This is a genomic window from Sphingomonas sp. PvP055, from assembly GCF_040546365.1.
In the GTDB taxonomy this organism is placed as follows: domain Bacteria; phylum Pseudomonadota; class Alphaproteobacteria; order Sphingomonadales; family Sphingomonadaceae; genus Sphingomonas; species Sphingomonas echinoides_A.
The window spans coordinates 2,029,852-2,044,815 of record NZ_JBEPNS010000001.1; the positions used below are offsets into that span (position 1 = coordinate 2,029,852).

Annotated in this window: 4 protein-coding genes and 1 riboswitch; of the genes, 1 reads left to right on the plus strand and 3 read right to left on the minus strand. The window is 63.4% G+C overall.

Annotated elements, in window-relative coordinates:
- Nucleotides 1–5: 5 nt before the first annotated feature.
- The 3 genes from cobW to ABIC16_RS09765 all read right to left on the minus strand — a co-directional run bounded on the left by cobW (nt 6) and on the right by ABIC16_RS09765 (nt 3,838).
- Nucleotides 6–1,043, minus strand: coding sequence for a cobalamin biosynthesis protein CobW (gene cobW, locus ABIC16_RS09755; RefSeq protein WP_354290917.1), 1,038 nt, complete (start codon nt 1,041–1,043; stop codon nt 6–8).
- 170 nt (nt 1,044–1,213) lie between these two features.
- Nucleotides 1,214–1,452, minus strand: a riboswitch (cobalamin riboswitch).
- A 55-nt stretch (nt 1,453–1,507) separates the two neighbouring features.
- Nucleotides 1,508–2,932 (minus strand): D-glycero-beta-D-manno-heptose 1-phosphate adenylyltransferase, encoded by a 1,425-nt coding sequence (gene rfaE2, locus ABIC16_RS09760; RefSeq protein WP_354290918.1) that lies wholly within the window; start codon nt 2,930–2,932, stop codon nt 1,508–1,510.
- An 18-nt stretch (nt 2,933–2,950) separates the two neighbouring features.
- Nucleotides 2,951–3,838, minus strand: a complete 888-nt coding sequence (locus ABIC16_RS09765) for a hypothetical protein (protein WP_354290919.1) — start codon at nt 3,836–3,838, stop codon at nt 2,951–2,953.
- A 270-nt stretch (nt 3,839–4,108) separates the two neighbouring features.
- Between ABIC16_RS09765 and ABIC16_RS09770 the strand changes: the two genes are divergently transcribed.
- Nucleotides 4,109–14,956 (plus strand): hypothetical protein, encoded by a 10,848-nt coding sequence (locus ABIC16_RS09770; protein ID WP_354290920.1) that lies wholly within the window; start codon nt 4,109–4,111, stop codon nt 14,954–14,956.
- The last annotated feature ends 8 nt before the right edge of the window (nt 14,957–14,964 follow it).

Sequence of the window (14,964 nt, forward strand, 5' to 3'; positions counted from 1 at the left end):
GGGGCTCAGCCGATCAGCGCCGCCTCGATGACCGCCGGATCGAGCCGGTCGCGTTCCGCAATCACCACCAGCCTGGAGCCGCGCGGTTCGTCTGTGCGCCACAAGCGATCGTAGTTCGTCCGTACCCGTGCGCCGACCGCCTGGACGAGCAAGCGCATCGGCTTGCCCGACACCGCGGCAAACCCCTTGATCCGCAGCACATCGCCTCGGCTCGCGAGCGCTTCGATCCGGGCTTCCAGACCGGCCGGATCCGCGATCTCACCACAGTTTACGACGATGCTGTCGAAATCATCATGCTCATGGTCGTCCTCGCCGTCGTGATGCGATGGGCGGGCCGCGATATCGTCTTCTGCCGCGGCGCCCAGACCCAGCACGATCCGAGGATCGACGACGCCGTCGACAAGTTCGATCACCGGGATCGGACGCGACATTTCAGCGGCGATGGCCGCTCGCGCCGCGGCGATTCCTTCGGGACCGGCGAGGTCGCATTTGGTCAGCAGCACCAGATCGGCGCACGCCAGTTGATCCTCGAACACCTCGGCGAGCGGCGTGTCATGATCGATGCTGGGGTCTGCGTTGCGCTGCGCGTCAACCGCCGCAAGGTCGGGCGCGAAACGCCCGGCGGCGACGGCCTCCGCATCGGCGAGCGTGATGACGCCATCGACGGTGATGCGCGACCGGATCGCCGGCCAGTCGAACGCCTTGAGCAGGGGTTTTGGCAAGGCCAGCCCGGATGTTTCGATCAGGATGTGGTCGGGCCGCGGATCGAGCCGGAGCAGCATCTCGACGGTCGGAATGAAGTCGTCCGCGACGGTGCAGCAGATGCACCCATTCGCCAGCTCGACGATGTTCTCGGCAGGACAATCGGGGATCGCGCATCCCCTGAGGATATCGCCATCGACCCCTAGAGTGCCGAATTCGTTGACCACCACCGCGAGCCGGCGGCCCTTGGCGGTCCGGATCAAATGGCTGATCAACGTCGTCTTGCCGGCGCCGAGGAAGCCGGTGACGATCGTGACGGGAACTTTCGAAAGGTCGGACATGTTCTTCCCCGTGGCGCAACAGCAACGAACGGGTGGGGCCGATCAAGGACGGCGCGCGACGACGGACGAGCGCCAGAAGCCGCCCGAGCCACGCACCGATGCAGCCCCAGCCGCATAGGCTCGTCGCTCAGACGGAGAACCGTGCCGCGGCCATCCCCTGGGCCAAGGCAAGAGCGACCTTATCGCCGGCAGGTCTCCTGGCTCACGGGTCATCGCTAGAGCATCACCTTCCCAGATTGCCCGGTCCTAAGACCGGCTCAGTCCAGTGGCCGCTCCCTTCCGGAGAAGGGGGCATGACGCTTTCGCTCACCGCTTACAGTTGCAGGGACAGCCGCGGATTTGGGGGAAGCCCCCCGCACCGCATTCCCATTCAAGCCCCTCGCGGGGCACCGGCGCGATCAGCGAGGACCGAATAAAGGCCCTCGCGGTGCATATTAGACCAGACGGCACGTGTTGCCAATTCGCTAATCGCCGACATGCTCCAGGACGTTTCCGGCACGGAGAAGCGCCGTGGTCGATCGGCCCGCCAGGAGTGGCGCGAAGAAGATCGTTCCGCCGCTCGCGCGCACCACATCGGCGCCGACCATCGTCTCCGGCGTATAGTCGCCGCCCTTGACCAGGACGTCCGGTCGGATCGTTCGGATCAGGTCGATCGGCGTATCATCCGAAAACGACACGATGTGGTCCACCGCGGCCAGTCCGCTCAGGACTTCGGCGCGGTCGGCTAGGCTGCTGACGGGCCGCGACGGGCCCTTCAGGCGGCGAATCGAAGCATCGTCGTTGAGGCCGACGATCAGGACGTCGCCCTGCCGTCGCGCCAAGTCGAGCAAACGCACATGCCCGGCATGAAGCACGTCGAAACACCCGTTGGTGAAGACGATCCGGGCGCCGTTTGCGCGGACATGGTCGAGTTTTGCGAGGAGCAGCGGCAGCGGGATCATCTTCGTCATCGCGTGGTCGCGCCGATACAGACGTTCCTCCAGGTCTCCGCGAGTCACCGCGTAAGTTCCCTGGCGCGATACCGCGATGCTCGCGGCGACGTTCGCCTGGTCGATCGCCGCAGCGATTGGCAGCCCCTCGACGATCCCCACGACGAGCGCGGCCATCGTGGTATCGCCCGCGCCGGTCACGTCGAAGACCTGCAAGGCCTCGGTCGGATGATCGACCATGGTGCCGTCTCGCGACACCATCAGCATTCCCTTGTCGCCCCGCGTGACCACGAGATAGCGCAACGCCATCGCTTCCAGAACCGATGCCGCGTGCGCAGCAATGTGCGCTTCATCGCAAGCACCAAACAGGGCGTGGAATTCGCGAGCGTTGGGTTTCAGCAGGAACGCACCCTTGTACCGCGAGCGATCGGCGCATTTCGGATCGACGAAGGCGGGCACGCTATATTTGCGGGCGATCGAGAGCAGCAACGGGAGTTGGTGGAGGACGCCCATGTCATAATCGGAGAAGATGACGGCGCGGACACCGTCGATCCGTGCCTCGAACCGCCGCACCAATTCTGCCTGCGCCGTCTCGCTCGCATGCCCGTCATGATCGATCCGCGCGATTTGCTGCACGCCGGAGACGACGCGGGTTTTCTGCGTGGTGGGTCGTCCCGGGTCGATCACGCGATCGAGCACGACCTTTCGCTCCTTCATCATTCTCGCGAGATCGTCTCCCGCTGCATCGTCCCCGGAGACGGTGAGCAGCACGCATCGCTGGCCCAGCGCGGCAACGTTCGCCGCCACGTTCGCTGCGCCACCGGGGCGCGACTCCTCGCGCGCCGCGCGCATGACCGGGACCGGTGCCTCGGGCGAAAGCCGACTGGCTTCGCCGATGATGTAGCGATCGACCATCGTATCGCCGACGATCAGGATGGCCGGGGGGCGTTGGTGAGTCATCTTCGGGTCTCCGCAATGTCAGCGCCAGCCGCGAACCTGAGAGGGTTCAGGACGCGTGGAGAGGGTCGGCCAGCGGCGTGCCCAGCCGCCGCCGTGATCCTGATGGGGAACGACGATGATCGAAACGGGCGCGTTCGGGGCCATGCGCGCGACGAAACTTCGGGCAATCGTGGGGTCGACCACGGGGTCATCGCCGCCCACGAAATGAACCTGCGGCACGCTCGACAGGAGCGCCGCTTCGGCTGCTGGATCGAGCGAGCGCGACAAGGGGGATAAGTGCCGTGCGCGCGTCCACTGCGCCAGATCGAGATTGGCGGCGACCGTCACCAGCGCCGCCACATCCCGCCGCCGTTCCGCCAACAGCGCTGCCAGCGTTCCGCCTCCCGAATATCCGACGAGGATCAGTCTAATCCGGTTCGTCTGTCGAAGGAGAAGATCCAGCGCCTCGGACGCACTGTCGATCACTTCCGAGGAGAAACGCGCGATACTCCAGTAATCGCTCTGGCAGTGACGCGAACGGGCAGCGTATTGGCAAGGTCTCGCCAGCCAGGCGACCGCGCCCTGACCGGGGTGTTGCACGGCAAGTTGCAACGCGACGGGGGCGGTCGGTGTCGGATCGAGCGAACGGCGCCCTTCGCGCGTGTAGGCGAAGCCGTCGCCCTCGATGTAGATCACGAGGACATCGGATGTATCGCGCCCTGATCGCGTGGCTGATGCAAGGTCGAAGCGCCCGGTCGGGATGACCTGCGACTGCCACGCCGCGTCGCGCACCAGGCGCGATGCGGACTGGCGCGCGACGGACGGGCTCCCGAAGCTGAGCGAAAGAAGTGTCGCACAGCATAGCGCAATACGGACGAGTGCATCACCGTATGGTCCCCGAACGTGGTCGGACAGATCCGTCTTCATTCAGTGGAAGTGAACTCCCGAAAGGAGAAAGAAACTACTGTAATATTACCTAAATGTATAAACGCAGAACAGACGTATTGTAATGCGGTTGGCGGTATAGATGTGGGTTTGAAGTAATATACCTCAATGAGAGTAAGGCGTTTATTGATCCGCATCTGTTGTTGAAGGGGAAGTCCGGTGGTGATGAACGGCGAAGCGCCCGATCAGACCAAACGGACTCGACGTCTGCAGGCCGGCATTTCGCTATTGGCGATTGGAGCTGGACTTGCGATGCCCCAAACATCCTGGGCGGATACGACCATTTCCGGAACGACGGTCGGGGCGCAGGTGCTCAATGGCAATGTCGGGCTTTTTGAGATCGAGCCTACTGGCACGGTCGTCGCGGACACGAGTGCCGCGGTTTTCAATTCTGGTACGGTCGACACGTTCACGAATAACGGTGTCATCGACAACACCGGTTTGTCCGTTAATGCCGTGCAGAACACTGGTTCGATCGGGCTATTTCTCAACACCGGCAGGATTACCAGTCTTGGCTCGGGGCTCGTTCTTACCCGGGCGACCAGTAGCTCCCTGACTCCTGCGATCATCAATGCCATCATCAATTCCGGGCTGATCTCCGGCGCGAGCTCCGGGGCGATCCTAAATTATGGCAGCACGATCGGAACACTCACCAACAGGGGCACGATAAAGGGGCTGTTCGCCATCATCAACGATGTCGACGGCACGTACGCCGGCTCGCTCGGGACGATCGAGAATTCGGGCCTGATCGCCGGCGATATTGCCAACAACGGCAACGCCCTGACGATCAGCGGCGGTACGGGTCCGACGATCGGCACGTTGAGCGGCTTCGTGACCGGTGCGACGGGTACGATCACCTCTGCCGCCGACATCGTTTTCAATTCGGGCAACATTTTGCTCAATGATTCGATATCGGCGTCCGGCTATACCGTCACGAACTCGGGCGCCGCGCTGACGCTCACGACCGCGATTGGAGTTGCTGGACGCTACAACCAGACGGCAGGAAAACTGGTGCTGGGGGCGGCCGGCACTCTGTCTGTGACGGGGGGAGCCACGCTTTCTGGCGGAACGCTTTCCGCTCCGCTTTTCGCCACTGAGAATTATTTCGCGGGAACGCTGGCGACGCTGGTCCAAGCCACCGAGGCTTCAAGCTATACCGGCGTCAGCATCAGCACCGGTTTCGGGTCCATCTTCGGGGTGCGCGGCTCAACGGTAGGCAACAACCTGCTGCTGTTGGCGGCCGGTGATTATATCGGCGGAACGCTCGCTTCGCTCAACAACAGCGGGACCATCGACAGTCCGGTTGCCGCCATCGTGATCGGCGCTACCGGCAGTGTCGGCGCGCTCAGCAACACCGGCACGTTGTCCGGCGCTACGCGCGGGATCTCCGTGCAAAACGGAGGGCAGATCGGCACGGTAACGAACAGCGGCTGGATAGCGGCAGGAACGCTCGGTACTTCGGCGGCCGGCGGCATCGCCAATAGTGGTACGATTGGTACGATCCTCAACGACGGCACGATCCTGAGTTCCCGAAGCAGTGGCATCGGGAACAACATCGGTAGCGCCTCGATCGGTCGAATCGTCAACACCGGTCTGCTGAGCGGAAATACTGGAGGGATCTACAACGAAGGCACGATCGGCGAACTGACCAATAGCGGGCGGATCCTGGGAACGCAGTTCGGGATCTGGCATGCGGGCGGTAGGATCGGTACGATCGACAATAGCGGAACGATCGCCGGGCCGGTTGCACTGGTGATTTCGCCCGCGTCCGCGGTCCACACGATCTATAACAGCGGCGTTCTTTCGGGAGATATCCTGAACGGCAGTGCGAGCGTTTTGACGATCAGCGGCGGAACGTCTGGAACCGTCGGCACGCTGACGGGACAGTCGGGCAGGGGGACGATCACCAATCAGCGCAGCAACCTCGTCTTTGCGGCGGGTGACTTGCTGCTCAACGACGATATCGTCGCCACGGGCCGCACCGTCAGCAATACCGGGGCGAATCTTCAGCTTTCGTCGATCATCAATCTCACCGGTGCGTTCAGCCAGACCAGCGGCACGCTCTCGATCGATCCGACGCGCGCCGGGCTGATCGCCAGCGGCGCGATGGTGCTGAGCGGAGGCACGGTGCGGTCGGACCTGTCCACTACGGGCAACTATCTGCAGGGCAGCTACACCTTGCTCAGCGGATCGAGCCTGAACCTCAGCGGTGTAACGATCGAGATCAACGATGTCGCCGGTCTGGGCAAAACGTCCGGCACGGTCGGCAACACATTCCTGCTAGAGATCACCAACGACTATGTCGGTGGGACGCTCTCGGCGCTCACCAACACCGCGGCGATCACCGCAGCCGACACCGGTCTGCACGTCGGTATCGGCGGCAGCATCGGGACGGTGACCAACAGCGGGACGCTTGGTGGCGCAGAGTTTGGAGTTAACAATCGCGGCCAGATCGGCACACTCTTCAACGTCGGCGTGGTCACCAACGCCGGGCTGACCGCGCTATGGAATCAGGGCAGCATCGGTCACCTGTTGAACAGCGGTGAGATCAGCAACAACAGCTGGGCGATCCTCAACAGCGGGACGATCGGCACGATCATCAACGAAGGCATCATTTCCGGATTGGCCAACGCGATCCAGAACAACGGTGTCGTGAGCCTGCTTCACAATCGCGGCACCATGTCGGGTGGCAGCAACGCGATTGCGGGCACCTTCGGCACCGTCGGCAACAGCGGCATCATCCGCGGGAACATCAACGGGGACGGCGGCCTGATCGGCACGATCATCGGCGGCACCGAGGGCACCGTCGGGACCTTCACAGGGCTTACCGGATCGACCCAGGGCACGATCGGCGCGAGTGGAAACCTGACCTTCGCGGCGGGAGCGTTGCTGCTCAACGACACGATCATTGCATCCGGCATCGCCGCGAGCAACTTGACCGTGAGCAACATCGGCGCGGATATCGCGCTGTCGACGATTGTGACGATCGGCGCCAACTACCACCAGACGGCCGGGGTATTGCGGCTAGGAAGCGACGGCCGACTGGTCGTTACCGAGGCAGCTGTGTTGTCGGGCGGAACGATTGCAGCCGACGCGGGGGGATTGTCCCCGACCGGTACGTACCGTCCGGGCGATGTCGTGGGCAGTCCGATCGTGTCGGGTGGGGTCGGCTCGACCTACGCCGGGGTCAGCATCACGACGATGGGCGGGGTCACGGGACTGGCCACGTCCGCGAAAGTGAGCGGCACCAATCTCGCGCTGGCCGCAAGCAACATCTACATCGGCGACACGCAGGTTTCGATCGGGAACACCGACACGATCACCGGGGTCGATTATCCGATCTATGTCGCGAGCACGGGGACGGTCGGGACGCTGTCGAACAGCGGTACGCTGATTGGTCTCGCAGACGGCCTCAACACCAACGGCAGCGTCGATACGCTTCTCAACAGCGGGCTGATCTCCGGTGCGCAAAAGGGCCTGGGCAGCCAGTCCACGATCGGCACGCTGATCAACGCGGCCGGGGGAACGATCCTTGGCGGCACTGCCGCGGGGTTACAGATCGACCGCATCCTGGGTGCGCTGACGAACTCGGGCTACATCTCTTCCGGGTCGGCGGGTTTCGCCGTTTATGGGTCGGTGGGAACGCTGACCAATAGTGGCACCATCAACGGTGGCCCCCAGGGAATCTATCTCTCAGCAGTCCTGGAGACGATTGACAACAGTGGCTCGATCACCTCCGGGCAGACCGCGATCAACATATCCGGTTCGGTGTTTTCTCTGACCAATAGTGGGTACATCGGCAACGCCACCACGGCTATCAACGTGTCGGGCGTTCTCAGTACGCTCGCGAACGGGGCGGGGGGGACGATCCGCGGAAATACGGCCCTCTATGTGAACGGGAATTTTTCCGAGCTGGGCAACAGCGGCGTCATCTCTGGCGCGATCCGCAACGATAGTGCCAACGACTTGACGATCAGCGGTGGGTTTGGGGGAGCGGTTGGCACGCTCACCGGGCAATTCGGCAAGGGGACGATCACCAACACGCTCAGCAATCTCGTCTTCGCGTCCGGCGATTTGCTGCTCGACGACAATATCGTCGCCACGGGTCGCACCGTCAGTAACACCGGTGCAAACCTTCAGCTCGCGTCGATCATCAATCTCACCGGTGCGTACAGCCAGACCACCGGCACGCTCTCGATCGATCCGACGCGCGCCGGGCTGATCGCCAGCGGTGCGATGGTGCTGAGCGGCGGCACGGTGCGGTCGGACCTGTCGAGCACGGGAAACTATCTGCAGGGCAGCTACACCTTGCTCAGCGGATCGAGCCTGAATCTCAGCGGTGCGACCGTCGAGATCAACGATATTAGTGGGTTGGACAAGACGTCCGACACGGTCGGGAACAAGCTGCTGCTATCGATCGCCAATGACTATGTCGGCGGGACGCTCGCGACACTGACGAACAGCGCGGAGATCACTTCAGCGAACACCGGTCTGTACGTTGCCACCTCCGGCAGCATCGGGACGATGACCAACACCGGAACGCTCAGCGGCGCGCGTTTCGGAATCAACAATCTTGGCCAGATCGCGACCTTGGCGAATAGCGGGTTGATCACCAACCGCGAATTCACCGCATTGTGGAATCAGGTCAGCATCGGCCAATTGGTCAACAGCGGTACGATCAGCAACAACAGCTGGGCGATCCTCAACAGCGGGACGATCGGCACGATCATCAATACCGGGCTGATCGCCGGGGCGAGTACGGCGATCCAGAACAACGCTGTCATCACGCTGATCGACAACCGCGGCACGATGTCGGGCGGAAGCAACGTGATCTCGGGCACCTTCGGCACGGTCGCAAACAGCGGGGTCATCCGCGGGAACATCAACAGAAGCGGCGGGATGATCGGCACGATCATCGGCGGGAGCGCCGGCACCGTCGGAACGTTCACAGGGGCTACGGGATCGCTGCAGGGCACGATCGGCGCGAGCGGCAATATGACCTTCGCGTCCGGGGCGTTGCTGCTCAACGACGGGATCATCGCTGCGGGGATCGCAGCAAGCAATCTGACGGTAAGCAATATCGGAGCGGATATCGCGCTGTCGACGATCGTCACGATCGGGGCCAATTACCGTCAGACTGCGGGCCTGTTGCAACTCGGAAGCGCTGGCAGGCTAGTCGTCAGCGAGGCCGCCGTGCTGTCGGGTGGAACGGTCGCGGCCGACGTGAGCGGATTGTCCCTGACCGGGGCCTATCGCGCGGGCGAGGCTGCGGGCGGAACGCTCGTCGCGGGGGGTGTGGGGTCGCTTTACGACGGGGTCAACCTCGCCGTGTCCGGGAGCATTACCGGGCTGAAACTGTCGGCGATCACCAACGGCACCAACCTCATCGTCGCTGCGGGCAACGATTACATCGGGGATGTTCAAGGCGTCTTCGAGAACAGCGCGACGATCGGGGGCGCGACCTACGCGCTGTATGTCGCCGACACCGGTACCGTGGGCACGCTCGGCAATTCCGGGGTGCTCAGTGCAACCGGGACCGGACTTCTCAACCGCGGCAGCATCGGATCGCTCTCCAATGCGGGTCAAATCGGTGGTCTGATCGGTTTGCACAACGTTGGCTCGATCGACCTGTTCGACAACGTCGGCACGATCTTCAGCGCAAGTGGCGCGACGACGTACGGCATATTGAATGCCTCGTCGATCGGCACGCTGATGAACTCCGGGCTGATCAGCGTCGGGAACGGAACCGGCGGGCACGGGATCTACAATACGGGCCGGATCGATACACTGGTCAATCTGGCCGGTGGGGTGATCAGCAATGTCTTCGGTGGTGGCGGTGCTTGGAACGCAGGGACGATCCTGTCCATTTCGAATGCAGGCCTGATCAGCGGGAGCAGCGTAGGATTCGGCAACACTGGAGTGATCGACCGGTTCAATAACAGCGGGACGATCACGGGCAACACCGGCCAATCCGATACCGGGCTGTACAACGGCGGTACCATCGGCACCTTTACCAACACTGGGATCATTGGTGGCAACACGGGCATTCGGCACGATGGGGGATCGATCAGCATCCTCATAAACGCACCGGGCGGGACGGTCGGCGGCGGGGAAATGGGGGTCTTCAGCAGCGCCAATATCGGTATGCTGAGCAACAGCGGACACATCTCGGGGAGCGCCGAGGCGCTGCATGTCGAGGGGACGATCACGACGTTGCTCAACGCGGGCACGCTTGTTGGCGGCTCCATCAATGCGATCGTGGTCTCGAGTTCCGGTCAACTCGGCGGGATCGCCAACAGCGGATTGATTCGCGGCAATATCGTCAACGCCTGTGCGACCGACATGGCGATCACCGGCGGCAGCGACACGGTGGTTGGCACCTTTACTGGCAGCGCTGGGCACGGGTTGATCGACAACAGCGCGAGTAATCTGACCTTCGGCAGCGGCGCGATCCTGCTGGACGACGACATCGTCGTCGGTCCTTCCCATACGGTCACCAACGCCGGCGCGAGCATCGCGCTCGCCTCGATGACCACGATTACGGGCAATTACAGCCAGACCGACGGGACCCTTTCGCTCGTACCAGGCTCGGCCGAACTGGTCGTGAGCGGCAGCGCTGCGGTTTCCGGGGGCACCGTCGCGTCCAATCTCGCGAGCACCGCCAATTACATGCCGGGCGAGAGTGTCGGGCTGATCACGGGCGGCGCGGGGTCGACGTACCGCGGGTTGACGCTCGCCGGCGGTCCCGAAGGCCTGTTGTCGAGCGCGGGCACCGTCGGCACGACGTTGGTCCAGACGTTCGACAACACGTACATCGGCGGAACGCTGGCAACGCTGGCGAACACCGGGACGCTGAGCGCACCGACGGCGATCTATGTCGCTGCAAGCGGCAGTCTGGGGGCGTTGGCGAACAGCGGGACGATCCTTGGCGACGTCCGCAACCTGTCGGGACATGCGCTGACCATAACCGGTGGCTTCGATGGCGCGGTCGGAACGTTCACCGGCCAGTCGGGGCAGGGCAGGATCGTAAGTACGCTCGGCAACGTCGTGTTGGCGTCGGGCAGTCTTCTGCTCGACGACGCGGTCGACGTCGGAACCGGGACACTCCTCAACGATGGCGCGTCGGTGCGCCTGATCCATTCCATCGACGTTACGGGGAACTACGCCCAGGCGTCGGGAACGCTTGCGCTCGGCCTTTCGTCGCTGCTGGTCAGCGGCAGCGCGAACATCACCGGCGGGCTCATCACCAGCAACCAACTCGACACGATGGCGAATTACATCGCCGGGAGCGGTGGCGGAACCTTGGTGCGGGGCGGTGCCGGATCCAACTATGACGGGGTAGCGGTGGCGTCCGGCGTCACCGGTCTGGCGATCGCCGCGGCGACGGCCACGATCGGGAGCAATGTCGATCTGTTGCTGGGTATCAACAACGATTACGTCGGCGGAACGCTCGGGGATCTGGTCAACAGCGGAACGATTACCGGCGTAACAACCGCAGCGTATATCGCCACGACAGGGTATCTTGGTACGCTCGAGAACAGTGGCGTGCTGCAGGGTACGGAATTCGGCGTCCGTAATCTGGGCATCATCGAGCGGCTCGAAAATCGCGGCGTCATCGATGGTACGGTCGGGCTCTACAACGGTGGTTCTATCGGCACCATTCTCAACAGCGGCACGATCATGGACTCGCCCGCCGTCCAGGCGGCCGGCATCGACAACAATGGTGCGATCGGCGGGATCTCCAACGCCGGGGTAATCACCGGCGCTGCATACGGCATCTACAATCGCGGGACGATCGGTCGGATCAGCAACACCGGCACGATTTCGGGGCAGCATGCGCTGTACAACGATGGCAGCATCGGAACGGTCGACAACCGCGGTACGATCGCGGGCGGGGATCATGGTCTGGTCAATGACGGTACGATCGGCGTCCTCACCAACAGCGGGTTGGTGACTGGTGCCGTCGCGGTCCGTGTCGGTGCGACCGGAGCGTTTGGGTCGTTTTCCAACAGCGGGACGATCGCTGGCAACATCGAGAATGCCTCGGAAGCGGCGCTGACCATCAGCGGCGGCTCGGTGGAGACGCCGGGGACGCTCACTGGCTTCGAGGGACAGCGCGGGACCATCCTCAGCGAATCGGCCGACGTCGTTTTCGCATCGGGCGTTCAAGTTCTGGACGACGATATCGTGGCGTCGGGGCATGTCGTGTCGAACACCGGCGCAACCCTCGGCTTGAGGACCAGCGCGAGCATCACGGGCGGCTACAGCCAGACTGCGGGCGCGCTCTATCTGGCGAGCGGGGCTGAACTCGTCGTCAGCGGGCACGCAAGCCTGACCGGCGGCAGCGTCGTGGCACAGTTCGACTCCTCGGCGAACTATCTTGCGAACACCAGCGCAGGCACGCTGATTCGCGGCGATACCGAAACGAGCTTTACCGGGGTGACGGTCGATACTGGGCGAGTCACCGGGCTGGCGCTTCAGGCGGACACGAGCGGAACGAGCTTGGTCGTCACCGCGCTCAACACCTATGTCGGCGGCACGCTCGGCAGCGTTACGAACACCGGCGCGCTGACCGCAGACTATCCCGTTTACATATCCTCCACCGGCAGTCTCGGCAGCTTGGCCAACAGTGGCACGCTCACTGGATCAATCGCCGCGATCTTTGCTGCGGGGACGCTCGGACGCATCCAGAACGATGGCGTCATTGCCGGCAACATTACCAATTCCTCAGCGGAGCCCCTGCGGATTTCGGGTGGCACGGGCACGACCGTGGGCACGTTGACTGGCTTCGGCGGCGGTCGCGGTACGATCGTCAGTAGCGGTGGCGACGTGGTGTTCGACGCGGGCACGATCGCGCTTCAAAGCGATATCACCGCGACAGGGCATACGGTATCGAACAGCGGTGCCGAGCTTCGGCTTCCGACCAGCGCCACGATTTCGGGAGCCTATCATCAGACTTCCGGTTCGGTTCGGCTTGCGCAGGACGCGAAGATCGTGGTCGACGGCACGGCGACGCTGAGCGGCGGCACGGTAACGACGAGCTTCTCGCCGACCTCAAACTACCTCGCAGGCGCAACGGTAGGAACGCTCGTACAGGGCGGGACCGGTTCGAGCTACGCTGGAGTGACCGTTTCTACCGGATCGATCACCGGGCTGGCCCTGACGCCCGGGACGGCTGGGACCAACCTGATCGTGTCGGCGGACAATAACTTCGTCGGCGGGAGCCTTGCCGGCCTGGCCAACGCTGGCGCCCTTTCCGCGGCCTATCCGGTCTACATCGCAGCAAGCGGTTCGCTTGGCAGTCTGACCAACAGTGGCACGCTCAGCGGATCGGCCGCTGCTATCCGCAATCTTGGGGTGATCGGACCGATCGTCAACACCGGTGTGATCGCAGGGAACATCGAGAGCGATACGGACGGAACACTGGCGATCGCAGGCGGCAGCGGGACGGTGTTCGGAACGCTGACCGGCTATGCCGCGGGAAGCCAGGGGACGATCGTCAACGCCGGTGGCAATCTCGTGATGACCGGTAACATCCTGTTGAACGATGCGATTAACGTCGGCACGCGAACGGTCGTTCTCGACGGTGCCGCGCTGGCGGTGAATGCGCCCGTCGCCATCACTGGCAATTACACTCAGACGGGTGGCAAGCTGTTGATCGGGGTCACGTCGACAGCCGCCTACGGCCAGCTATCGGTGAGCGGCTCGGCGAATTTGACGGGCACCAACGTCACGCTCGTCAAACTGGGGACGGCGACGCTGGCCGCCGGGCAGGCGTATACCTTGGTCAAGGCGAACGGCGGTCTCGCGTTCAGCAACCTCACGTCTTCGGTCACCGGTTTGACCGGCGCCTTTTCCAGTGTCGCGAGCGCCGGGGCGACGGGGCTGGTGCTGACGTTGAGCGATCCCAACGGAACGATCACGCCACCGCCGCCGGTCCGACCGACGACCTTTACCGGCACGGGCGCTCAGGCGGGCGGGGCGGGTGTCGGCACTGGCGCGGCGCTCGATGCGATTGCGGACGCGGGCAGTGCAGCCGCGGCGCCCGTCATCACGAACATCCTCCTGCCGCTGTCGCAACTGACGCCTGCGCAACAGCAGACCGCGATCGTCCAGCTTTCGCCCACGCAACTCACGCCGCAGGTGATCGCCGTCGCCGTATCCCCCGCGGTCAACGCGATCGTGCAACATCAGGAGGTGCTTGCCGCCGCGGTGACCGGTCGCGAGGAACGCGGCCTTGCCGCAGGATCTCAAGCGCAGCGCGGCGTGATCTGGGGACAGTTCCTGGCCAGCTCGGCGCGCCGAGCGGCCGTCTCCGCAGCGTCGCCGTACAAGGCGAGCAGCTACGGCGTAATGGTCGGCGCCGATCTGCTCGGCACGTCGAACTTCATTGCCGGGGGCGCGCTCAGCTGGGTTAACAGCAATGCGCATGGCCGCGGGAATATCCGGGGAAGTTCGACGACGCTCAACAGTTTCCAGGCGACCGGATATTTCACCTGGCAACCGGGGGATCCCGACAACTCCCGCTTTACGATCGATGGCCAGATCGGGTTTGGCTACAATCATTACGACCAATTGCGACGCATCGATTTCCTCGGGGTCAGCGCGCGAGCCTCCTATGATGGTCAGCAATATCTCGGAAATCTGCGGACGAGCTACACCATCCCGTTGTCGACGAGCACATCGTTGACGCCGTTCGCAAGCATTCGCGAGGTTCACCTGCACAATTCGGGATATGAAGAGAGCGAGGCGGGGACCGCCAACCTCAAGGTCGCGAAACTCGACGTGGATTCGCTCAGTCATGAAATCGGCGTTCAAGGTGGGGGTGTGTTCGACTCCGCATCAGGTCGTTTCGCGCCGATGCTGAAGCTTGGGTGGGTCCATACCTATACCAACGGGCCCATTCCGCTGACCGCGGTGCTCGGCGGCGTCGCCTTCACCAGCACGTCCGCGCGCGGCGCACGCGACGGGCTTACGGTCGGGGCGGGGATGTCGTTCATGCGGACCGAGCGGTTCCGCATTGGCCTCGGGTATGACGGCGATTTGCGCCGCGATTTCAAGAGCCACGCGGGGACCATCAAAATGACGTTCAGCTTGTGAGCGGAGAC

Coding starts and splice junctions, on each gene's coding strand:
- cobW (WP_354290917.1), bottom strand. CDS start 1,043: ATGTCCGACCTTTCGAAAGTTCCCGTCACGATCGTCACCGGCTTCCTC.
- rfaE2 (WP_354290918.1), bottom strand. CDS start 2,932: ATGACTCACCAACGCCCCCCGGCCATCCTGATCGTCGGCGATACGATG.
- ABIC16_RS09765 (WP_354290919.1), bottom strand. CDS start 3,838: ATGAAGACGGATCTGTCCGACCACGTTCGGGGACCATACGGTGATGCA.
- ABIC16_RS09770 (WP_354290920.1), top strand. CDS start 4,109: ATGCCCCAAACATCCTGGGCGGATACGACCATTTCCGGAACGACGGTC.